We start from the raw sequence: 23857 nt of genomic DNA, 5'->3' as shown, positions 1-23857 counted from the left end.
TAAAAAGGAAACTAATTAAATAACAGATTCGTCTATATACGGAGAAAACGTATTTTATGTTAAAGGAGGGGAACGTATGGAAAAATTGTCAGCTCAACAAAGAGAGAAAATCTTTGAAGAAGAACTACATACCTTAGAAACTAAAAACTATATCACATCTACACAACATGATGCAGTTCTTGCTTCTTACAAGCGCTATCAGGATGATGAAAAAGCTAAACAGGTTATAAAAATAGAAACAACTTCACAAATAGAAGAAAAAGAACCCGAAAAAGAAGAACTTATTGTGAAGGCCAAAGAACCGAAAACACCTGAGCAAATTCGCGAGCGCAATATTACAGCAATTCTTGTAACAGGTGTTATTCTCTTACTGTTTGGCGGACTTATTCTTGCTACAAGTAGTTGGGGGAGTTTGGGAGATGGCGCAAAGGTCTTCTTTATAAGCTTGATTGCTGTTGTATTTTTCGCCATGAGTGTTTTATCTTATAAACTAAAAATCTCGCAAACTGCTTTCGCTTTTCTAACTCTTGCTAGCTTGTTTATTCCAATAACCATTGTCTCAGCTGCTTATTATGAACTATTTGGTTCTTACTTTTCGCTATACGGGGAAGGTCGGTGGTTTTTAGGGTTACTAATAGGACTAGTACTTTTCTTTTTATACAAGAGAATCGCAGAACGCTTTCAGTCTAAAATATTTACTGTCTTATCTCTTATTATGTTTACAATGGCTATTATTACTGGACTGATTTATGTCACACCAAATGCTGAAAGTTTCTTTGTTGCTCTCGTTTTAGTCAACATTCTACTAACTTTTATGAGTAAAAAAATTAAAGAAAGAAAATCATTTGCTGTTTTTAAAGAAAATGCGAACTCTTTTCTTAAAATAAAAATTACAGCAGAAGCATTCGTTATTCTTTGTCTCTATCATCATTCTGCTTTATATGCAACTGCACTTTTGCTTCTTTCTATTCTCTTTCTGATGATGTTTTTAAAAGGATGGCATTTTCTATATCATATTGGATTTAGTTTATCTTTTGTTTGGGGATATGTTTTGTTCATAAACACGACAATTCTCACTGAAATTAATTCTATCGCTATTTCTATGCTACCGTTATTTTTTATTGTTCTTTACATTTTTTTAAAGAGAAACGCTGTTTTAGCTCGTAACTTTCAATACTCATTCGTTGGATTAACGCTTTCTGCTTTGTTTTACATTCATGTTAGCGAATTTTCTTTACAGCCGAGTGTTGAATATTTATGTTCACTTGCTTTGCTTACGTTACAGCAGTTTTTTGTCACACTTTATATGAAAAACAACCTGTTTTCGATTTCAACTTTAACACTCTTTGTTTTCTTTATTTTTAGAAGTACAGAAGGCTTAGGTTTATCACATCTAATGAAAGATTGGATAACTTTTTGCATCGCTGCTGCTCTTTACATTTGCTGCTTTTTATATAGTAAAAAGCAGTGGGAAGTATTTCAGCTCGGTGGAGTAATTGTTCCAGTATTAACAGGGCTTTTTGTATTATCTGATATGCTTGCAAGACTAGAGTGGGAAAGTCTTGTTGTCGCATTTATGTTGTTAACTCTAATCTTTTTCTTAACCTTCAAGAAAGAAAAGGATCGATCTCTTAGTCTATATGGAGTTCCGATTAGCCTTTTGCTTTCTCTCCTTTGCTTTCTGGGTATTGTGAACACAGACACGTATATGGAAAGTGTAGGAGCAAGTGGACATTTTGCACTTTGTGCACTTGTGATGGTGAGCATGGCTTTTATCATAAAGAAAGGAAATCTTAGTCCTTTTTTCAAACCATTTTTCATTGTTGCTCATAACTCATATGCTGTAGCCCTTTTCACTCTTTTATATGAAGGGTTTATATTACAAGATAGTACACCAACTTTAATTTTCCTTGGTGGCATTCTTCTTTATATGCTCACACTACGAACATTCAAATTACGCTATTTATGGCTTCCATTAACCCTTTCAAGTTTGTTCACTTATCTATCTCTGTTAAATATTTTCCAGTGGCAAACAGCTCAGTCATATGCAAGTTTTCTTCTAACAGGTGGCGTACTATTTTTAGCTCTCTCCTATGCGGTAAAAAAATATAGCACGTACGGTCACTTTGTTGTTTTTTGGATGAGTCATTGTGTAACATCTTTAAGTCTATTTTTCACCATACTTTTTGATGCGCTCACAACAATAGACAGCTATTTATATATACTACCCGTCATATGTTACGCCGTTAGTGCTTTCTACAGTGAAAAACTTTGGCAAAAATATTTATTCACATTTTTTGGCCTTTCAACTGTTTGTATAAGCTTGCTATCTGTTGTTGAGGAAATTAGTAATCCCGATTTCTACTATGCGCATGGATTTTCATTAACAGCCCTTCTAGCAGCTTTGCTATGGTTAAAAACAAAAGGGCCTTGGAAAGCTATTTTTGAGCATTATTGTTTTGGAATTTTGACGTTGTCTATTCTGGTTTATTTAGGAGAAACAGCTGGAGTTGTTGATTTTAAGAACTTTCTTGTTGTTGTTTCGCTTATTTCCTTTATGATTTATCTGTTGAATAAGAGACATCTCTATATACAAATCATTTTTCCTCTATTTTGTGGAACCGTATTTTATATGAGATTTATCTTCTCATCAACAGCAATAGTAGGTATGGCTGTAAGCCTTTTGCTTATCTTGCTTATGCTAATTTTCAATTACCGTTGGAAGGAAGAAGAGAAGATATCGATAAAAGTTCTTCCTTATCAGATGTTTGGATTTCTTTATATTATCGTCTTAAATGTAAGGATATTTTCAAGTCCTGAAAGCTTTTGGGCTCAGTTTCTAACAAGTATCTTTGTTCCTTTGTACATTTTTGCTTTATCAATACAATATAAGTTAACAAAGGTTGAAAAAGGGTACAGAGCGCTCATTATTGCTACGGCTTTCTATCCATATAGCGTTGTTTTGAATCATATTGATATACCAGCGCTTATTGAGCTTGAAGTATATGCTGTCCCAATCATCGTTATTTGGACATTTATATTCAGAATGCTTTTCCCTCCTAGTCACTCAATGGGATTAATTGAAATTGGTTCTGTTTGCATCTTCTTCCTTGTTCTTATTATAGACGCGCTGAACAGCAACACAGTAAATGATGCTATTTTGCTCGGGGCGTTAGCAGTCCTCTCAGCTATAATAGGATTTATTTTGAAATTTAAATCTTATTTCTTAGGCGGAATTGGAACTATCCTGTTAAATATCTATTTGCAAACCGATAGTTTGTGGGGAAATCTACCTTGGTGGCTTTATCTTATTCTAGGTGGAGGCTTCTTAATTACTGTTGCTAGTTTCTTCGAATGGCTTAAGCAAAAAGATCAAACAACATCACAAGAGATTTTAAAACGGAATAAAGATAGAATTAAAACCTGGTTCAAAAAGTGGTCATAAGTTGTATAAAAGAACTGAAAAAGGGCATGATAATAGTGTATTCCCCCTTTGTTAAATGGAAGTACTTCCGTAGTACTTCTATTTTTTTAACCTTCTTAATTACCTAGATAAAAGCCTTCATTTCTACCAATAGAAATGAAGGCTTTTACTGTCTATTTGATTTTTAAATTTGCTTTGTTCCAAACTTCTTTTCAATTTCGTTCATAAGAATATCCGCGCCTTCTTTGCTTAGTACAATTTTACCGTTTAATAGGCTCAAATTTTCACTGCTAACTTCTCCGGTAATCATGCATTCTTGATGTGCTCGGTATTTCTTTAGAATAATCTGTTCGTGATCCAGGTACATCTCTACTGGCTCTTTTGCTTCTAAATTTAGTACTCTTCTTAACTCTTTTGGAAGAACAATCCTTCCTAATTCATCAACTTTGCGCACCATACCCGTCGTTTTCATTTTTCTTCCCCCTTATCAGATTATAACTATCCGATACATCATTTATTTTACGCTATCCAAAAGCTTCTTTCACCTTTTCCACTAAAAAAATTATAGCTTTGCAAGATAATGAATGGCTTCAAAAAAATCACCCACAATAAGCTCTGTTGTAGGTGGATAACCTTGCTGAGCAAAATGTCCTCTTAGTCTTATTGCATTTAGTTTATGAACATCAACAGCATGAACAGCTTCTACTAAAAATCCTTCTTTCATTGCTTTGCATTGAGCAAGTGGTGGAACAGCTAAAGCACTATAGCTGATACTTTCCACTACCTTCTTACTCATCGCATGTGGAACAGCAACAAGAGAGCTTGTTTCCAGCTTTTTATGATCACAAGCTACATTTAGTGCATATTTCCAAAGAGGAACAGGGTGTGTTAGAGGATCAAGCTGCTTATTCAGTGCTACATCAATACCAGACTGAACAGCCTTAGCAAAGGGAAATAAGTCTTGAGCTGGAATTGTGAAATCACTATCTACAAATAATAAAATATCTCCTTGTGCGAGCGAAGCTCCCACTCCTCTTCCAACGTCATGGCCTAACCGGTGTTCAAAAAGAACAACTGTTGCTCCAAGACTTTTTGCATATTCCTCTGTCTCATCTGTTGATCCGTTGATTACAACAATAATTTCAAGGGGTTCGAGCTGTCTTGCCTGAGAGATAACACTTTTAATATACTTTGCTTCATTTTGAGCAGGAACAATAACAGACAACTGCTGGCCGCCATAAAGAGTAGAGCTCACTCCCCACCCCTTTTGAACATTATAGTTTTGTATTGCTAAAATCTCTCGATTTCTTCCAGCGTCCTTGTATCCCCCTCTTTTGTCTCGCAAGAGCTCTTTACTAATACTTTCTACATGTTCCTTTATTACCCTCTTTTCTGAACACGATATTTTATGAAAAAATCCATTATGATGAGAAGGACGAAATCTATTTAACGTCTTTGTATCTATTTCATGTCGGTGTTCAATTCTGCCCGCAACTTTCAACGTTTCTATAAAAGCTTCAACACTATAAGTACTCTTAATAAAATCACTTTTCACAAGAACTTCTTTCGTTAAAGCAAAAGGTGCTTTACAAAACGAACCTTTCCCACATTCTTTATGTCCTTTCCATTCTGCAACTATTTTTTTCCAAACTTCTGTTGAAGGATGTTCTTTAGGATTTTGGTTAACTGTCACATCACAGTTTTCAAAAAGAATAGAAGTGAGAAACTGTTGAAGTTCCGAAAAAGGGAGCGCAAAGTCAGCATCAAGAAAAAGCAATACATCTCCGTTTGCTTTTTTTGCTCCTTCAACTCGAGCTAAATGCTGACCAAGCTTCTCAGTATGTTCAATTACAATACATCCGTTCTCTTTCGCAATTTTACTAGAATGATCTGTACAACCGTTTGCAACGACAATAATTTCTAGTGGTTGAAAAAGTTTAATTCCTGTAATAACAGCTTTAAGTGTCTTCTCTTCATTAAAGACAGGGATAATAACAGAAAGTGATCTCATGTTTATCCTCCTATATTTTTCTATGCTGTTATTACTTTATTCAACTCTTGCCTTATGTGTTATCTAATCTTTCTAAAACATCTTGATTTCTTCCTCCATCTGTGAACCCCCCACGTTTATTCGTTTTCTGAATTAAGTGATGAAGAGCTTCAGCATGGTCTCCTAAAATTCGCTCTGTTGAAGATGGAAGATTATTGTTCACTTTCTTATGATCTTTTCGAATTCTATTTGTTGTAATAACATCTACTTCGTGAACTGCCTTAACGATAAATCCATGTTCAATTGCCAGAACTTGAGCAAGTGGTGGAACAATTAATGTTTCATAGCCAATTTTCTCAAAAACTTCGCGACGAATTGCATGAGGAATAGCTGTCATTGTGTTAATGGAAAGATCCTGTCTTTTGGCTGCAAGCATAAGAGCTTGCTTTGCTGCACTTATGCAATGAATAGGATGAAAGCGATCTAAAAAGCTGTCTAAATCATTTACGGCTACATGAACACCTTGTGCCCCTGCTTCCAAAAACGGGCGCAAGTCTTCTGCTTTAATAACAATATCTCCGTCTACAAATAAGCAAACTTCTCCATTACTATGCATAGCTCCGATAGCTCTTGGAACGTTATGACCTAGAGCGTAAGGGAAATCAAGAACAATCGCTCCCATGCTTCTCGCCTTTTTAATTGTCTCGCGATCAGCTCCATTCCCAATAACGATAATCTCTTCTACTCCAGCTTTTCTCACTTCTTCAATGACGCCCATAATCGTTTCTTTTTCTTCTCCAACTGGAATCACGGCACTATATTTTATCTTTTTTCTCCATCTACGAGCAAACTTTCCGTAATGATCTAAAACAGTACGCTTTCTTGGCCCATCTGTTAATCCGCCCCGCTTTCCTTTCTCATTGAGAAGATAAGAAATGGCCTCAATATGATCGCCAATAATTAGATTTGTAGAAGACGGAAGCCCATCTATAAGCGTTCGGTGCGTTGTCTTAATTTTATTTGTTGTAACAACGTCAACCGCAGCAGGCGCACTAATTTTCATTCCTGATAAAACGGCAATTGTTTGGGCAAGAGGTGGAACAGCTAAGTTCTTATAACCAATTCTCTCTGCTGCTTTCTTACTCATAGCATGAGGAATAGCTACAAGTGAATTCACGTGAAGATCTTCTCTCTTCAGCATGAAATTTAGCGCAAGCTTCCATACTGCTACAAAGTGCGCACGAATTTTACGGTGAAGCGTCCAGGACAAGTTGTTTAATGCAATGTCCTGGCCACTTTGAATTGCTTTAACAAAAGGACGCAGCTTTGTATGATGCATAGGAATGTCCCCATCAAGAAAAAGCAAAATATCACCTTTTGCTTCTTTTGCACCTACTGCTCTTCCAACATCAATACCTAACTTTTCCTCAAGAGAAATCACTCTACAGTTTAAATTTCGTGCAATTTCCTCTGTATTATCTGTTGATCCATTTGCAACAACAATGATTTCAAATGGATTTAACCCTTTTGCTTCCTTGATAACGTTCCCTATTGTATCTCCTTCATCACATGCGGGAATAATGATAGACAGCTTCATGCCATTTCACTCTGACTCTCAAATAATCGCACATATGTGATAACATCCAGACGGACTGTAACGTCTTCCGATGGAATATAAGGTGAATAGTTACTTGAAGTACGAATAACAGCAACGCTTTCACCTACAGACATTAATGTACCTGTTAAAATATCTACAGGTGTGATAATCTGCACAAGCGTTCCCACTGCTTCTCTTAATGCCTCATTAAACATATAGATAGCCTCCTCTCTATTAAGCTTGATAGATTGCAATAATACTATCAAAAGGTAATAAAATCGTAGTCTCTGAGCTTTCTTCGAGAACTAGATAGTCTTCTCCAACTAAAACAATCGTTCCGGTTAACATATTTACTGTTGTTGAAATGACCACTTCTTGATTCAAGTATTGTTCCGCAATCTCTTTAAAAGGAGATTCTTCACTTTCTTCTAAAATACTCAAAAGGTATTCTCTGAACTCGTCAGAAAATAGCACTTCTTCTACAGCTTCTTTTGTATGCTTTTCAATAAATTCACCAAAGGCATTTGAAAATAGGATATCTCTTATTCGTTTTACAACGGATTTGAAGCAAATAAACAACACAACATAACCTCCAATCAGTTCTATCCGTATTCTATGCAACAGGCTTATCCATGCTGCTTTAATAATATATACATTTGGATAAAATTCGTGAGGTAGAGGAGCCTATTTTGCGGCCTATTTCTAAAAAAATGGGGCATTAACTAGAAAAAAGAGAAGACTTCATAGAGCCCTCTCTTTTTATTTATATTATTGATGATTACCTTGATACAAATGGATTTCCCTCAATCCAAAAACGCCAAGGGTAATCTCTTGCTTCTCCGCTATTCTCAATTCCTATTCTTGGTCCCCTGCTAATTTGCTTTGGTAAGATACCCTTTTTAATATAAAGAGGTGATTTGCGAATATCGTGTCCATAATCATCCATTGTGATACCTAATGCTTTTGTAAGCTTTCCGGGTCCATTTGTAAGCTGCACTTCTTTTTTGACAGCTTGTCCTCTTCTTTCATACATCAGCGGGATACCTGAGGCAGGCTCTACAGCCCTTATGAGAACAGCCTCAGGTTTGCCTTCTTCAGCACTCACAATATTCACCAAACAATGTCTATGCATTGTGTATGTATACACATATCCCTGTTTTCCAAACATTACTTCCGTTCGCTTTGTACGTCTATTATTAAAACTGTGCGCAGCTTGATCTTCTGGTCCTTTATATGCCTCAGTTTCTACAATATAGCCGGAAGCAACGCCGTCCTCTGTTTCCTTTACAAGTAGACATCCTAGCAAAGATTGAGCAAGTTCGAGTGTTGGTTGTGTGAAAAATTCCGATTGAAAATCCATAGAGTGCCTTCCTTTCTATTTTTGTTTGCCCTTCATTTCTTTTCTGTGTTATGATACCCAAGATACTGCTAGGAAACACATGAGCTTATCTTTTTAAGAGAAAGGCACATTACATAGTTTACCAATTTAATAGCAGTTCTTTTAGCTAAACAAACGTTTATTTAACTCTTAATCTTTTCCAGTAGAAGAAAATGAGTATTCTTTTTCACCTTTTTGCAGTATATAATAAGAACGTTAAGTTAAGATTTTACTTTGTGTTAAGAGGAGATTTTAAAATGATTGATATGTTTGATTTACTGAAAGCTCTGATTCTTGGAATTGTGGAAGGTCTGACAGAATTTGCTCCTGTTTCTTCGACAGGCCATATGATTATCGTCGATGATTTATTGTTAAAATCAAAAGAGATTTTAACAGAACCTGTTGCAAATACGTTCAAAGTAGTCATTCAGCTCGGCTCTATTTTAGCTGTTGTTATTGTATTTAAGGATCGATTTATTGATTTGCTTGGTTTGAACCGCAAAAAACACTCCGCAAATGAAAATCGTCTAAAGCTAGGGCAAGTTATTGTAGGTCTACTCCCAGCTGCTGTACTCGGTCTTTTATTTGAAGACTTTATCGATGAGCATCTATTTTCTATTAACACCGTAATATATAGTCTTGTAGCAGGAGCTATTCTAATGATTATTGCGGATATTGTGAGCCGTAACAAACCGCAAATCAATACCATTGACAAAATAACGTACAAGCAGGCACTTGGCGTTGGTCTTTTCCAATGTATTGCTCTTTGGCCAGGGTTCTCTAGATCAGGTGCAACAATCTCAGGTGGGGTTTTACTAGGTATGTCTCACCGTGCTGCTGCTGACTTTACATTTATTATGGCTGTTCCTGTAATGGCTGGAGCAAGCTTTTTATCTCTCCTAAAGAACTGGCAGTACTTCTCAATGGACGTTCTTCCATTCTTTATTATCGGATTTATTAGTGCATTTGTTTTCGCACTAGTATCCATCCGCTTTTTCTTAAAATTAATTAACCGAATTAAATTACTTCCTTTTGCGATTTATCGAATCATAATTGCGATTATCATTTATATCGTATTTCTATAACAAAAAAAAGCCCGTACTCTTTTAAAAGAGTACGGGCCTTCTAATTTCAAGGAAATGTTAGTTAACATCTAATGGTGCTGGTTTTCTCTTCATAATTTCATTTGCTTTCTTACCGTCAAATTGACCTTGCCAATGAGACATAACCACAGCTGCAAGAGCATTTCCAACTAAGTTAACAACTGTTCTTGCCATATCCATAATACGGTCAACCCCTGCGATAAATGCTAAACCTTCAGCAGGCACACCAATTGAACCAAGCGTTGCTAGAAGTACAACGAATGATGTTCCAGGTACAGCAGCCATTCCTTTTGATGTTACCATCAATACAAGAACAAGTGTGATTTGATGCCAAATTGTTAAATCAATACCGTACACTTGAGCTAAGAAAAGAGCTGCAATAGATTGATAGAGAACAGAGCCGTCCAAGTTAAACGTATATCCAATTGGAATTACGAAAGAAACGATAGATTTTGGACAACCAATCTCCTCCATCTTTTTCATGATTCTTGGAAGTACTGTTTCTGAACTTGATGTACTGTAAGCAAGCAAAAGCTCGTCCTTTAAGTATGCAAGCATTCTGAAAATATTAACATTCGCAATTTTAGCGATAATTCCTAGTACAACAATTAGGAAGAAGATAAGCGCTGCGTAAACGAGAAGAATAAGTTTACCAAGTGACATTAACGAATCAAAACCAAACTTAGAAACTGTAACTCCAATAAGTGCAAATACCCCAAATGGAGCAAACTTCATAATCATATTTACGACATTAAACATTGCCTGTGCTGTTGCATCAAAAAATGCAATAACAGGCTTCCCTCTTTCACCAAGCTTAGAAATTCCTAGTGCAAAGAAAACAGTGAAGAAAATAATCGCAAGCATATCTCCTTCAGCTAGTGATTTGAACAAGTTTGTTGGCACGATATGCAAAAACGTTTCTGCAACAGACTTTTGACCTTCTTCTTCTGATGTTTCTACATATTGACCAATGTCTGTTTTCTGAGCAGACTCTATATCAACACCTTGTCCTGGCTGAAAGATATTTGCTAAAAATAGCCCAATGATAATTGCAAATGTTGTTACAATTTCAAAGTAAGCAATCGTTTTTACACCCAAAGTTCCAACTTTCTTACTGTCACCAGTTCCTGCAATTCCAACGATAAGACTTGCAACTACGATCGGAATTACAATCATTTTAATTAATCTTAAAAAGATATCTCCAATTGGTTGAAGATATGTTTCAACGTTAGGATTCCCGAACCAAATCGCACCAACTGCAATCCCTAGAATTAAACCAAGGAATATTTGCGAGGCTAGTCCGAACTTAAACTTCTTTTTCATAGGTGTCCTCCTTCATAGTGACAATTCGCTAAATAGTCACAACATTATAATCATACGTTAAGCATTATACATGTTTCTGACCAATTAATCTATGTAAAATTCTAACTAAATCAAAAATCGCACACGCTTACATTGTTAAAATCCCTTTATAAGCCTTATCATTTCATATCATACATAATTTATGTTAAAATAAATTATGTATGATATAACGAGGTGATAAAATTGCAGTTTGTTGAACCAATTCGCAGCAAAGAAAAAATCTTAGAAATAAAAGCTATTCTAAAAAAGAAGAATTTCAGAGATTATGTTTTATTCTCTCTTGGCATTAATTCTGGTTTAAAAATTCATGATTTATTAAATTTACAAATAAAAGATGTTTTAACAGAGGAAGGATTTGTCAAAGAGTATATTGATGTCCCATTTCATGGAGAAGATATACAACGTTTCCACATTAGTAGAATATGTAAAGCAGCCATTTCTGATTATCTACAAAATAGATCATATGACAGTTTAGATGAACCTCTTTTTGTTTCTAAGAAACAACACAAAGGAAAACAGCCCCTTCTAAGACAGCAAGCATACAAAATTATTAATGATGCTGCTCGTCTAGCTGGGTTAACCGAGCGAATTGGAACCCATACGCTAAGGAAAACTTTTGGATATCATGCTTATCAATCAGGTGTTCCTGTTGAACAAATTCAAAAAATGTTTCATCACAGTTCACCAAACGCTACGCTCCACTATATTGGAGTTGTACCACAGCAAAGGGATCATTCTTCAATTGACTTAAACTTATAAACATATAAAGCATAAGGACAGTCAATACTGAAGTTATCTATAAAGTTGGAGGGATTAAAATGGGTATTAAAGAATCAGATTTACCTGGTATTGGTCGAAAGTTTGAAATTCTCACAAAAGAAAATGAGAAGTTAACAATTATTGTTCATGATGATGGACGACGTGAAGTGTATCACTTTGATGAAGACGATCATGATGAAATTCTCTCAAGCATTACGTTAGAAGATAATGAAGCACGACAAATAGCCGCTATCTTAGGTGGAATGGTATACAAACCACAAGCTCTTGAGTCTATTGAAGTCGCTTTTGATGATTTAATTATTGAATGGTTTAAAGTCGAACCAGGTTCAAAAGCTGTTGGGAGAACACTTGGGGAATTAGACGTAAGACAAAATTATGGCGTTACGGTTATTGCCATCATTAAAAAAGATAAACAAAAGCTCACAAACCCTGGTGCGGACGCTGTTGTTGAAAGTCATGATCGCCTTGTTTTATCTGGAGAACGAAAAGAACTAAAAACACTAGAAACAAGCCTACTCTCAAAGGGGGATGGATAATTAATGGATCATCTGGTATTTGAAGTCGGCACCGCTTTACTGCTTGTTGCAATAGCGGCGCTTATTGCTAACAAAATTAAATTTTCAATCATCCCTTTCCTCATCATCTTAGGGATGCTTGTTGGACCTCATGCTCCGAAGATTGGAATTATTGACTTAAGGTTTATCGAAAGCTCTGAGATTATTTCGTTCTTTGGACGGATGGGAGTTCTATTCCTCCTCTTCTACCTTGGTCTAGAATTCTCAGTTGGAAAACTGATTAAATCAGGCCGTTCTATCGCGATTGGCGGCTCCATCTATATTGCGATTAACTTCAGTTTAGGTCTTGCATATGGTTTCATCGCAGACTTTCCACTTCTTGAAGTTCTCATCATTGCAGGAGTTATTACTATTTCTTCAAGTGCTATTGTTGCTAAAGTACTTGTCGATTTGAGACGTACCGCAAACTCCGAAACGGAACTTATCCTAGGCATTATCATGTTTGAAGACATTTTCCTTGCCGTATATTTATCCGTTATTTCTGGTCTTGTTTTAGGAGATTCTACTTCTATTACAGGTGCCTTAACCTCTATTCTTATTGCTCTTGGCTATATGCTATTGTTTTTCATCATTGCACGAAAAGCACCACCTCTATTAAACAAACTATTTAATATCCGTTCCAATGAAGTATTTATTATCGTCATTTTTGCTGTTCTCTTTTTTGTAGCAGGATTTTCTGAAACAATTCATGTGGCAGAAGCAATCGGCGCCCTTTTACTTGGTCTTGTATTTTCTGAGACGGAGCATTCCGAACGTATCGAGAAACTCGTTGTTCCATTTCGTGATTTCTTCGGTGCCCTCTTTTTCTTCAGCTTCGGTTTGAGTATTGATCCACTTTCATTAGGAGATGCCCTCTGGTTGTCACTTGGAGCTGTTCTTCTTACAATCTTAGGTAACTTTATTGCTGGAATGATTGCAGGAAGACGAGCAGGACTTTCTCATAAAGCCTCATCTAATATCGGATTAACCATTGTTTCTCGCGGCGAATTTTCGATTATTGTTGCAAACCTAGGGATCGCAGGCGGCTTATCTGCTACACTAAAACCATTTGCTGCGTTATATGTGCTTATCCTAGCTATTTTAGGACCTTTATTAACAAAAGAGTCCAAACATATTTTCAACTTCTTAAATAAGATCTTCAAATGGCAAAAACCAAAAGAGAAGAAGAAAAAAGAAAGAAGCCTTTCTTAAAAAACAAACAACCTTAGTGATGTTTCGCTAAGGTTGTTTACTTTATCACAATTTCCTTATTTAGATTATATTTCAATAACCGCTTTAATTACTCTTTCCTTTGGATTTAACCACTGTTGGAATGCCTTTGGCATCTCTTCAAAGCTCGTGCGGTGTGTAATATAAAGCTCTAAGTCTATCTTCTTACTTTTGAGCATTTCTATTACTTTATAAAAATCTTCTTTTGTAGCATTACGACTTCCTAGTAATGTTAGCTCTTTTTTATGAAATTCCGGATTAAAGAAAGTTAGATGTGATTTCACTAGTCCTACATAAACTAACTTGCCTCCATGGGCTGGATAATGAAAGGCTTCTTCCATCGAATTTACGTTACCTGTTGCATCAAATACAATGGTTGGCAAATCTTCATTCGTTAATGTTTGTAATGTTTCCAACGGGCTGTTGGCCCCGTTAATAGTATAATCAATATTTGCCCATTTTTTTGCAAAGTCTAACCGTTCATCACTAATATCCATTCCAATAACTGTCGCTCCTGACTCTTTTGCAAAAGCCATTACTCCTAATCCAATCGGTCCTGCCCCAATGACAAGCACTACATCCTCTTTTTGAACATGAGCTCGATTCACAGCGTGTGCACCAATGCTCAAAGGCTCTACCATTGCTGCTTCATCTAGAGACAAACCGCTTGTATCTAGGAGATGATCTAAGGGAACAGCGATAACCTCGCTCATCCCTCCATCAATATGAACTCCCATTACTCGCATATCTGTGCAACAGTTTGTTTTTCCTTTTCTACATGCAATACAGTGTCCACACTCTATATAAGGGATAATTGACACCTGATTTCCTTTGTGCAAATTAGAATGGCTCTCTGGTGCTTCGGCAATATAGCCAGAAAGCTCATGCCCGAGAACACGAGGATATGTGAAAAAAGGTTGATTTCCCTGATATGCATGAAGATCTGTTCCACATATGCCAACTCTCTTCACTTTCACCAATGCTTCTTTCTCTGTTCGGACGGGTATTTCTGTTTCAACAACTTTAAACTGATGTGGCTCTGTACATACAATTCTTTTCATCCCTGATTTCCTCCTTATAGATTTGTCTCGTCGGTCATGATTTGAACATTTATCCTACAATGGTTTGACAATTGGACGTACAAAGCGAATCACAGTAAGGGAAGCAAAAACAGCTAACCCTCCAGCAAGAAGAAAGGCTGACGTGTATGTTCCAGACGTATCAACAAGATATCCTGTTAAAGTTGGCCCAATAATTCCTGCCGTATTAGCAAGAAAATGCATAAACCCTCCAACAGAGCCAACGTTATCTTTATCAACAACATCATTAACAATCGCCCAATAAATAGCTCCTGTTAAATATAAGAAAAAGACTGATAAGGCAACAAGCGTTACGGCTCCAACTGTTGTGGTGACTAGACCTGCTACTCCAATACAAACAGCTGATAAGAACAAACATGTAACAAGAACAGCCTTACGCGAAAATAAAACACCTTTTTTAATAAACTTTTTGAAGAAGAAATCTGAAACAAATCCACCTAATGCTAATCCGATAAATCCCAGAACCCAAGGAATAACAGTAATAATACTCATATTTCCTACACTTAAACCACGCGCATCTACTAGATAAGTTGGAAACCAAGTTAGAAAGAAAAACAAAATATAGTTGTAGGAAAAAAACGCAAAAGCAGTAAATAAGATCGTTTTTTGCTTTAAGTAAAATGTAAGCTTTAGTTTCCTTTTTCCTACATTCTCTTTTTTATCTTCTTCATTTTCAGCAGAAACAGCAACTTGTTTTGAAAAAAGAGAAGCACTTCCTTCTGCTGATTGAGGTCTTTCCTTTACAAACTTCCACCATAAGAAAGCCCAAACAAGCCCGATAATCATAATAACAATGAATGATATTCTCCACCCGTACGATAAAGCGATAAAACCAACGATTGGTCCAGAAATGGCTCCTCCTAAAGGTGTACCGCTGTTTGTAAGTCCAATAACTGTTGCTCTATTGCTAGGGGGAAACCAGTTGTTGACCATCTTACTAATTGTTGCAGATAAAGGTCCCTCTCCCATTCCAAAAAGAATTCGAATAACAATCATACTTACAAAACCAACAGCTAATACGAGGGCTCCGCTAAACAATGACCAAACAATCATTGCCACAAACAGCGTAAGCTTAGCTCCATATTTATCTGAAGCAACTCCTCCAAGGAAGTTAAAAATAGCGTATCCAACAGAAAAGCTACTAAAAATGATTCCCATTTCAGTTGCAGAAAGAGATAAATCTTCTTGAATAAATGGTGCCGCAATAGAAAGTGCTGAACGATCCAAGTAATTAATAACCCCTGCCAAAAACAAAAAAACGATTACAATTCCTTTACCTTGTGAAAACATAAATGCCCCCCTTAAAGTTTGACTTTCAAGACCGGAAGCGGTTTTATTTAAAAAGAACTGAAAAATTTAACTAAATCGTTTTACTATTTTTGAAGAACACTCATTTGCAGACTATCTTTAACAAGAAGCTCTAATTACAAGTTCAGGCATCATACGGTAGATGCTGTTTTTTACTCTTTCTTTTTTTATTTGATAAAGAAGAAGTTCAGATGAAAATCTCCCCATCTCGACAGAAGGTTGTTTAATTGCTGTAATAGTTGGTGTATAAAAGCTTGCAAATGGAACATCATCTATACTAATAAGAGCTATGTCTTCTGGAATACGTAAATTTTGTTTCTTCACAAAACGCAATACTTCATGAAGAACAATATCATTTGCAGCTAATATTGCCTGAGGTGGTGTCTTTAATTGATACATTTGCGATAAAGAAGCTTGAATTTCCGCTTGTTCTGAGGTTCTAATATAGGAAGGATTTAGCGGTATTCCATGAGCTATAAGCGCTTCTTTGTATCCTTGTATTCTTTCTATACGTGGAGTAATGTTGCGGATAATAGAAGTTGTAATAATGGAAATGTTGGTATATCCCTTTTCAACAAAGTGATCAACAGCTAGTTTTGCAGCTAACTTGTTATCCAAAATGACTGTGGTGATATTAAGTTCTTCAATAGTTCGATCCATAAAAACAATTGGAAACTCATCTTCTTTCATTTTTTTATATAAGGCAAGATTATCTCCAGTTGGAAATATGATGATTCCATCTACTTGCTTGGCTCTGAGCATCTCAATGTAATTCTTTTCTTTTTCAGGATTGTCATCTGCATTGCACACAATAATATGAAACCCCTGCTCATAGTAATAATTTTCAATCGCTCGTATCACTTGGGTTGAGAAATTGTGAAGAATATTTGCGACGACAACTCCAATCGTAAAAGTTGCTTTTTGCTTTAGACTACGTGCAACAATATTAGGCTTGTAATCTAGAATACGGATAGATTCTTCAATGCGTTTACGTGTTTTCTCACTCATATATTCATAGCGTTTGTTTAGAAATTGTGAAATGGTACTTTTTGACACTTTTGCATGTCTCGCGACATCAGCAATTGTAATATTCTTCATAATCATCCTTCCCATCTTGTAAGATAGGTGAGTGGCAGGGTAAATTCACACTCCTGAGTATGCCATAAATCCACCATCAATAGGAACGGTTATCCCTGTTACAAATCTTGAATAGCTCTCATCAAGGAGCCAGAGCATTATGCCAAGTAAATCTTCAGGTTTTCCAAAACATTTCATTTTACTGCTGTTTGATTTAAAATCGCTATTTATAGAAAGCAAACATAATATTTAAAGCGCTTTCACTTTTCAAAACATAAACGTGTGGATTAGTCATTCAAGGTGATAACAGCTTTGCGTACTTGTTCTGGATGATTTTCGATAAAATCAAAAGCTTCTTGTACACGAGAGAATGGAAATTTATGAGTAATCAATCCATTATGTGAAAGCTTTCCTTCATTTAAATACTGAACAATAGTTGAAAACTGATTTGTTTGGAGTCTTGATCCTGTAATAGTAACTTCCTTTTTTGTGATGGGCAACTGAGGAATTGAAGATGGTCGTTCGTCAAATCCTAATACAACAATATTTCCTGCTTGAGAGACAACATCAACGGAAAGTTCAAATGTCGATGGCAAACAAACAGCGTCAATTACGATATTGACTCCTTCCCTATTTGTCCATTCCTTAACTCTTGTTCTAACATCCTCTCTACCCGCATGAACAACAGCATCTGCTCCACTTTCTTTTGCAAATTGAAGCCGTTCTTCATTAAGATCTGTCATCATGACAGACGCACCTTTCATTTTAGCTAACTTTAATATACAAATCCCAATAGGTCCAGCTCCTTGAATAAGAACAGAATCTCCCTTTTCAACATTCCCTCGCCATGTTGCCTGAGCTCCAATTGTGTAGGGTTCCGCTAGTACAATATCATCCCAACTTAAACTTTTGCTAACAAGATGAAGCTGTTTCTCGGAAAGAACAATATATTCCCTTAATCCCCCATCTTCATGAACACCAAAAACAGATAAATTGCTGCACACATTTGGCCTTCCTTTTCGACAAGCATAACAACTTCCACAATAGCTTATAGGTTCAATAACAACATGATCGCCTTTTTTAAGTTTATCCACCTCTTTCCCAACAGCTACAACTTCACCTGCTACTTCATGACCAACAACTCTTGGCAATGTCGCGAGTGGGTTTGTACCATGATAAATATGCATATCTGTTCCACAAATTCCTACACGCTTTACTTTTACAAGCACATCTGTTGGAGATTTCAGTTCCGCTTTCTCGACTTCTACCTCAACAAGACTATGGGCACCTTTTACCTGAATAGCTTTCATATCCCACCTCGAAGATTTAAGTTTATTCTCGTAATAAAGCTAAAGTTTCACATCTCTCTTCATGTAAATGAAGATTATAGTATGAAAGATACGATACTCTCTACACTTGGCTATATAAGAAAGTTATAGTTTTTCTAAAACGATTTAGTAAAACAAAAATGTAAGCGGGGACATTTGTTATTAAACCTTTTTCATACTATGCTTTATTAATCTTCATTCTAACTCTATGCTGCTCCTCAAATGACAATGTCTCTTTTTATCTCCTAACTCCTTCTTCTACTTTAAGACTCCTAAATCCTTCAACAAAAAAACTCAAAAGAGGATTCCTGCATTAGAATGTCCCTCTTTTGAGCTTTGATTTATCATTTTTGAATATATATCGTATATCCTTAATTTACTTTTGCTTTCTTTGGACTTTCTTCTATATATTCATATTCATCGACCCAATAATCAGCATTTTTAATATCGAGTGCACGCGGATCAAAAACTGGATCAATCCCTTGCTTCCGCTGTCTTTCATAATCTTTGAAAACTTTTAAGGCCGTCTTTGCTAAGATTAAGAGTGCAATCATATTTAACCAAACCATAACCCCTAAACCAATATCACCTAATGCCCATGCAAGACTCGCCGTCTTGATGGATCCGTAAAATGTAGCAGCAAGAAGAACTAACTTCAAAAGGAAAGAGAGCCATTTGTTATCTTTTCCTTTCAGAAGGTAAACAAGGTTTGTTTCAGCTATATAGTAATAAGCCATAATCGTTGTAAAAGCAAAAAATAAAAGTGAAATAGCTACGAACCCTGCTCCAAAACCTGGGAAATTCGTCTCAATTGCCGCTTGCGTATAAGCAGGACCAACTTCCACTCCAGGCATGTTGTTGACAATATACTCTCCTGATGGAGCTTGAGTGCTATATGTTCCAGTAAAAAGAATTGCAAAAGCTGTTGCTGAACAGACTAGAAGCGTGTCAACATAAATAGAGAAAGCTTGAACAAGTCCCTGTTTTGCTGGATGAGACACCTCGGCTGCCGCGGCCGCATGCGGTCCAGTTCCTTGTCCAGCTTCATTTGAATAAATCCCTCGCTTAATTCCCCATGTAATTGCCATTCCGACAATGGCTCCAAATGCTGAATCAAGTCCAAATGCGCTTTTAAAAATTAAAGCTATCACATTTGGTAACTCTTGAATATTTAGCACCACAATGATAAGAGAAACAAAAATATATCCTAAAGCCATAAAAGGTACTACATACTGCGCCACATTAACAATGCGTTTAACACCACCAAGAATGATAATAGCAAGCACAATAACAATTCCAATTCCTGAGATAACAGGTTTAATTCCAAAAGCATTTTCTAATCCAGCAGATATTGAATTAGATTGAATGCCAGGCATTAATAAACTCATTGCTAATATTGAGGCAATGGCAAAAATAACTCCATACCAACGCCATCCAATTCCCTTTTCAATATAATAAGCAGGGCCTCCTCGGTATTGCCCCCCCTGTTTAACTTTATACACTTGCCCTAATGCTGATTCCACAAAAGCTGTTGCAGCTCCAATAAAGGCAATGAGCCATATCCAAAAGACAGAGCCAGGTCCACCAAGAGCGATAGCCGTAGCAATTCCCGCTATATTTCCTGTGCCGACACGTCCTGATAGAGCTAGAGAAAGGGCTTGGAAAGACGAGACACCCGCTTCTGAACTTTTCCCTTTAAACATAAGAACAATCATTTCTTTAATAAGCCTTAATTGAAGGACTCTTGTAGCTAATGTAAAGAATAAACCAATCCCTAAACAAAGATAAAGCATTGGCATGCTCCATAACCAGCCACTTAAATTCGTTATAAAACCTCCCATTCCCATTCCCCCTTTTTTGATTATAAAAAAGAATTATGTAGTATATCCCTTATCCTATGTTACATAAATATACATTTCACCTAAATTGTAATAAAAGCTTACACTTTAATTCCCCATTGAAAGTCAAAGCTCCTCCTTTTTCCCTATTATATATTTGAATATTCTATCTTATTTATGTTTATTCTTTATATTTACTAGTTATAACGACCGAAAACACAAAAATAAAAGCAGCCTCACTTATATGAGACTGCTTGATATTATAATTTATTAATTTAAGATTTTCACTTTAATATTTTTACGACCCCAAGCTAGAGCTGCCGATTTTGATGGCTGTAAAACGTCAATAATATGACCTTTAATCGCGCCACCTGTATCTCCTGCAACAGCGACCCCGTATCCTTCTACCCAGACTTTAGAACCTAGTGGAATGACGTTTGGATCAACTGCGATAAGCTTCATGTTTGGATTTGTTTTAATATTGTATCCTGATGCAGTAAGTCCACCGTTTGCGTTTGTTTCCTCATAGCTATAAGCTGTTGCTTGTACATAAAGGACTTTCCCTGATTCAGGCTCGCTTCCTTTATCAGCTGTTTGAGCTGGCTTTTTAGCTTCAGGTGCTTTTTCTGCTTTAACAACTGGTTGTTGAGGCTCTTGCTCTTTTGCAACTTCTTGCTGTGCTACTGCTTTTGCCTCTTCTTCTTCAGCAGCTTTTTGTTCAGCCGCTTTCTTAGCTTCTGCCTCTTTCGCAGCAGCTGCTGCTTCTTGCTCTTTCTTTATGCTATCTTCAATTTTCTGCATTTGCGCTTCAAGACTTGATTGCTCTTTTTGTGATAAATCAAGATCTTTCACAATGTCGCCATACTTAGCTTGTAGATCTGTTAAAATTTCCTCACGCTTTGCTGAGTCTTCTTGAAGTGATGCTTGACTCTCTGATAAACTTTCTTGTTTCTCTTTTAATACTTTTTCTTGTTCATCAATTGTCTTTTTATCTTCTTCAATTTGTTTAAGATCATCTTTTTGCGCTTGTAAAATATCTTGATCTGCTTCTGCTAACGTTGTTGCTGCATTGTAGCGACCGAAGAAATCTCCGATGTTCTCAGAATCTAGCACACTCTTAACAACAACGTTCCCTTGATCACTCTGTTGAAGAGCAACAAGGCGTTTCTCCATGATATCTTTTCTAGCTAGCACTTTATCTTCAAGTTTAATAATTTCTTCTTTCTTTTTTTCGATTAAGGCTTCTGTGCTCTTAATCTCACTTGTAATCTCTTTTAACTCTTTTTCATTTTCGGAAATTGAATTATGTAAAGATTCCAATTCAGTCTTTATACTCTCGATGTCTCCATTTACAGATTGCTTTTCCTGCTCTTTTTCAGCTACTTGCTTTTTACTCTCTTCTAGCTTACTTTTTGCATCTTGTAATGAGTCTTCGTTTGTTTGCGCATGAGTAATGGCTGTGCCTGAAAAGCACATCATTCCTGTAAAGACGATAAGCATCGTACGCTTTATAAATGGCATACGTTTCTCCCCTTTCTTTTGCAAATATAGTTATAACACAAAAGTTGTCCCAATCATGTTACAAAAAAATTAAAAGAAAATGTCAATAATCGAAGAAATAGGAGGATTTGAGTAGGAAAAAAGAAAGATTCATTTTCTTCATCCGTTGCTATGAGAGGGGTAAACCATATTCCATTAAAAAAAGATTTTTTGTAACAAAACGTAATATTAAATCCATTTTAACCCATTTACTTCGCTTTTTTTCATTGAAAAATCTTTTGTTTTATATAAAAAAAGAGAAACAAAACGCTGTTTTTGGAATTTATTAATAGTTTCAAAGTATATTTACTAGTAAATAAATGAACCTGTTATCGAGTTATAATATAAAGAAATTTCACTTTCATATTTAAACGGAAATGAGAGGGAAAAGCGCTGCGTTTTTCTGCTATATTTTTAAACAAACGTTTATTTAAATGTCTTATATGCAAAAAAAAAAGACTAATTGAGGGATCCGCTCAATTAGCCTTATCTATTAATTATTAATCCATATTAATCCAAACAGCTTTAACCTCTGTATAGTTTTCAAGAGCATATGAGCCCATTTCTCGACCTATACCAGACTGCTTGTAGCCTCCAAACGGCACTGCTGCATCAAAAGCATTATAGCAGTTCACCCACACTGTTCCTGCTTTTAAGCGATTTGCAATATAGTGGGCGCTTTTTAAATCCTGAGTCCATACGCCTGCTGCAAGTCCGTATTCAGTATCGTTTGCCTTATCAATCAAATCATCAAGGGTATCGTACGGCATGGCAGCTACTACAGGTCCAAATATTTCTTCTTTAGCAATCGTCATACTATCGTCAACATTTGCAAATATTGTTGGTTCCATAAAGTACCCTTTTTCAAATGGCACTTTCCCTCCTGCTACAAGCTCTGCTCCTTGGCTTTTCCCTGATTCAATATACCTTTTTACCGTGTTATGCTGCTCAGATGAAACAAGTGGTCCCATCTCGGTTTCTTGATCAAGGCCTATTCCAACTTTAATATTTTTAGCAGTTGAAGCTAAGTCAGCAACAACATTGTCATACTGCTTCTTTTGAATATATAATCTCGAACCTGCTGAGCAGACCTGTCCTTGGTTAAACATGATGCCGTTGAGAGCACCAGGCAGCGCTTTTGTAAGATCCGCATCAGGGAGGATTATATTCGGTGACTTTCCTCCAAGCTCTAGCGTAACTTTCTTAAGCGTCTCAGAGGCTTGTCTCATAATTGCCTTACCAACAGAGGTAGACCCTGTAAAGGCAATTTTATCTATTTTCTTATGGTTCACAAGCGGAGCCCCTGCTGTTTCTCCGTATCCAGGTACAATATTGACGACTCCTTTTGGAAAACCCGCTTCCTCAATTAATTCCGCTAAATAGAGAGCTGATAGCGGCGTTTGCTCAGCAGGTTTCAGCACAACTGTACAACCTGTAGCAAGTGCTGCTCCAAGTTTCCAAGCTGCCATTAACAGCGGAAAATTCCATGGAATAATCTGACCGACTACCCCCAGTGGTTCGTGCTTTGTATAAGTAAAGAAGTTTCCTTGACTTGGTATGGTCTGCCCCATTATTTTGGTCGACCAACCTGCATAATATCGGAAATGCTCAATGGTAAGTGGCAGGTCGGCTGCAATCAATTCACGCATTGGCTTTCCGTTATCGAGAGATTCTAGCTCTGCTAGTTCTTGTTTATTTTCTTCAATGAGATCTGCCAACTTATAAATAAGACGACTTCTCTCAGCAGTTCCCATCCTTGACCACGGGCCATTATCAAATGCGTCCCGTGCAGCTTCGACTGCTCGATTAATATCTTCTTCTTCAGCTTCCGCAACCCGTGCGAGCATTTCACCTGTAGCGGGGTTTACGGTCTCAAATGTTTTTCCATTTGCTGATTCTATAAAACTACCATTAATATATAGTTTTTTTGTACCTTCTAAAAATTTTTCTACTTTCTCGCTTAGTTTTACTCCTGTACCGTTGATCATCATTATTCCCCACTCCCCTGTTCTAATCTTTATTTATGTCAGCAGCATTGTTCCAATTCTGTTGCCACTACTTGCAACATGCTGAGACTCTTGATAAAACAAATTTTTAGATTTTGAATTTTAGGTGAGTTTGTTTTAATCTTGGTGAATGAAAATGTTGAAATGGTGAGAAGAATTCCTATTAAATGCTTGTTGTAAAAAAATTTCTTGAGGTTGTAAACAGAAAAATAACTTCCTCTATCATTCTACCATCTCGTAAAG

The 23857-nt window shown here is 36.4% G+C and carries 19 protein-coding genes and 1 pseudogene; 5 read left to right on the top strand and 15 right to left on the bottom strand.

Features of this window, described 5'->3' with window-relative positions:
• The first annotated feature begins 76 nt into the window (after nt 1-76).
• A complete protein-coding gene (locus tag BM012_RS18665) occupies nt 77-3445 on the top strand; it encodes a hypothetical protein (RefSeq protein ID WP_061802415.1) in 3369 nt (1122 codons plus the stop codon).
• Between the two features lie 163 nt (nt 3446-3608).
• Here BM012_RS18665 and BM012_RS18660 read toward each other — a convergent pair whose 3' ends face one another.
• The 6 genes from BM012_RS18660 to BM012_RS18635 form a co-directional block, all read right to left on the bottom strand.
• Nucleotides 3609-3896: an AbrB/MazE/SpoVT family DNA-binding domain-containing protein gene (locus BM012_RS18660; RefSeq protein ID WP_019390547.1), complete on the bottom strand. Its 288-nt coding sequence runs from the start codon at nt 3894-3896 to the stop codon at nt 3609-3611.
• A 90-nt stretch (nt 3897-3986) separates the two neighbouring features.
• The gene (locus BM012_RS18655) at nt 3987-5435 is read right to left on the bottom strand and encodes a glycosyltransferase family 2 protein (protein WP_061802414.1); all 1449 of its coding nucleotides are present in this window, start codon (nt 5433-5435) and stop codon (nt 3987-3989) included.
• Between the two features lie 52 nt (nt 5436-5487).
• On the bottom strand, nt 5488-7011 hold the full coding sequence (locus BM012_RS18650; RefSeq protein ID WP_061802413.1) for a glycosyltransferase family 2 protein: 1524 nt from the start codon (nt 7009-7011) through the stop codon (nt 5488-5490).
• Entirely contained in the window at nt 7008-7226 is a 219-nt protein-coding gene (locus BM012_RS18645; RefSeq protein ID WP_061802412.1) for a hypothetical protein, read from the bottom strand. The genes BM012_RS18650 and BM012_RS18645 overlap by 4 nt, the downstream gene beginning before the upstream one ends.
• A 19-nt stretch (nt 7227-7245) precedes the next feature.
• A complete protein-coding gene (locus tag BM012_RS18640; protein WP_061802411.1) occupies nt 7246-7593 on the bottom strand; it encodes a DUF2642 domain-containing protein in 348 nt (115 codons plus the stop codon).
• A gap of 196 nt (nt 7594-7789) precedes the next feature.
• Entirely contained in the window at nt 7790-8371 is a 582-nt protein-coding gene (locus BM012_RS18635) for a DNA-3-methyladenine glycosylase (protein WP_061802410.1), read from the bottom strand.
• Nucleotides 8372-8646: 275 nt separating this feature from the next.
• On the opposite strand from BM012_RS18635, the gene BM012_RS18630 reads away from it, so the two are divergent.
• Nucleotides 8647-9474 (top strand): undecaprenyl-diphosphate phosphatase, encoded by an 828-nt coding sequence (locus BM012_RS18630; protein ID WP_372439898.1) that lies wholly within the window; start codon nt 8647-8649, stop codon nt 9472-9474.
• Between the two features lie 57 nt (nt 9475-9531).
• On the opposite strand, the gene BM012_RS18625 is transcribed toward BM012_RS18630, so the two are convergent.
• The gene (locus BM012_RS18625) at nt 9532-10815 is read right to left on the bottom strand and encodes a glutamate/proton symporter GltT (protein WP_061802409.1); all 1284 of its coding nucleotides are present in this window, start codon (nt 10813-10815) and stop codon (nt 9532-9534) included.
• Nucleotides 10816-11037: 222 nt separating this feature from the next.
• Here BM012_RS18625 and BM012_RS18620 point away from each other — a divergent pair, with 222 nt between their 5' ends.
• Genes BM012_RS18620 through BM012_RS18610 form a run of 3 tightly spaced genes read left to right on the top strand, consistent with a single transcriptional unit; the run spans nt 11038 to nt 13400 of the window.
• Nucleotides 11038-11613, top strand: a complete 576-nt coding sequence (locus BM012_RS18620) for a tyrosine-type recombinase/integrase (protein ID WP_061802408.1) — start codon at nt 11038-11040, stop codon at nt 11611-11613.
• A 59-nt stretch (nt 11614-11672) separates the two neighbouring features.
• Complete coding sequence (locus tag BM012_RS18615; protein WP_040060705.1) at nt 11673-12170, top strand: cation:proton antiporter regulatory subunit; 498 nt, start codon at nt 11673-11675, stop codon at nt 12168-12170.
• Between the two features lie 3 nt (nt 12171-12173).
• Nucleotides 12174-13400 (top strand): cation:proton antiporter, encoded by a 1227-nt coding sequence (locus tag BM012_RS18610; RefSeq protein ID WP_061802407.1) that lies wholly within the window; start codon nt 12174-12176, stop codon nt 13398-13400.
• Between the two features lie 65 nt (nt 13401-13465).
• Here BM012_RS18610 and BM012_RS18605 read toward each other — a convergent pair whose 3' ends face one another.
• From BM012_RS18605 to BM012_RS18570, 8 genes and pseudogenes are all read right to left on the bottom strand, one after another.
• The gene (locus tag BM012_RS18605; protein ID WP_061802406.1) at nt 13466-14479 is read right to left on the bottom strand and encodes a zinc-binding alcohol dehydrogenase family protein; all 1014 of its coding nucleotides are present in this window, start codon (nt 14477-14479) and stop codon (nt 13466-13468) included.
• Between the two features lie 54 nt (nt 14480-14533).
• Entirely contained in the window at nt 14534-15808 is a 1275-nt protein-coding gene (locus BM012_RS18600) for an MFS transporter (RefSeq protein ID WP_061802405.1), read from the bottom strand.
• A gap of 117 nt (nt 15809-15925) precedes the next feature.
• Nucleotides 15926-16924, bottom strand: a complete 999-nt coding sequence (locus BM012_RS18595) for a LacI family DNA-binding transcriptional regulator (RefSeq protein ID WP_061802491.1) — start codon at nt 16922-16924, stop codon at nt 15926-15928.
• A gap of 45 nt (nt 16925-16969) precedes the next feature.
• A pseudogene (locus tag BM012_RS26165) lies at nt 16970-17140 on the bottom strand (D-mannonate oxidoreductase); the annotation flags it as partial.
• 50 nt (nt 17141-17190) lie between these two features.
• The gene (locus tag BM012_RS18590; RefSeq protein ID WP_061802404.1) at nt 17191-18213 is read right to left on the bottom strand and encodes a zinc-binding alcohol dehydrogenase family protein; all 1023 of its coding nucleotides are present in this window, start codon (nt 18211-18213) and stop codon (nt 17191-17193) included.
• A 389-nt stretch (nt 18214-18602) separates the two neighbouring features.
• Entirely contained in the window at nt 18603-20072 is a 1470-nt protein-coding gene (locus tag BM012_RS18585; protein ID WP_061802403.1) for an alanine/glycine:cation symporter family protein, read from the bottom strand.
• Between the two features lie 267 nt (nt 20073-20339).
• A complete protein-coding gene (locus BM012_RS18580) occupies nt 20340-21590 on the bottom strand; it encodes a 3D domain-containing protein (protein WP_061802402.1) in 1251 nt (416 codons plus the stop codon).
• Nucleotides 21591-22108: 518 nt separating this feature from the next.
• Nucleotides 22109-23599, bottom strand: a complete 1491-nt coding sequence (locus BM012_RS18570) for an aldehyde dehydrogenase family protein (RefSeq protein ID WP_061802400.1) — start codon at nt 23597-23599, stop codon at nt 22109-22111.
• Between the last annotated feature and the right edge of the window lie 258 nt (nt 23600-23857).

The organism is Priestia endophytica DSM 13796 (assembly GCF_900115845.1).
Taxonomy (GTDB): domain Bacteria; phylum Bacillota; class Bacilli; order Bacillales; family Bacillaceae_H; genus Bacillus_I; species Bacillus_I endophytica.
This window is presented reverse-complemented; position numbering and strand designations above follow the sequence as displayed.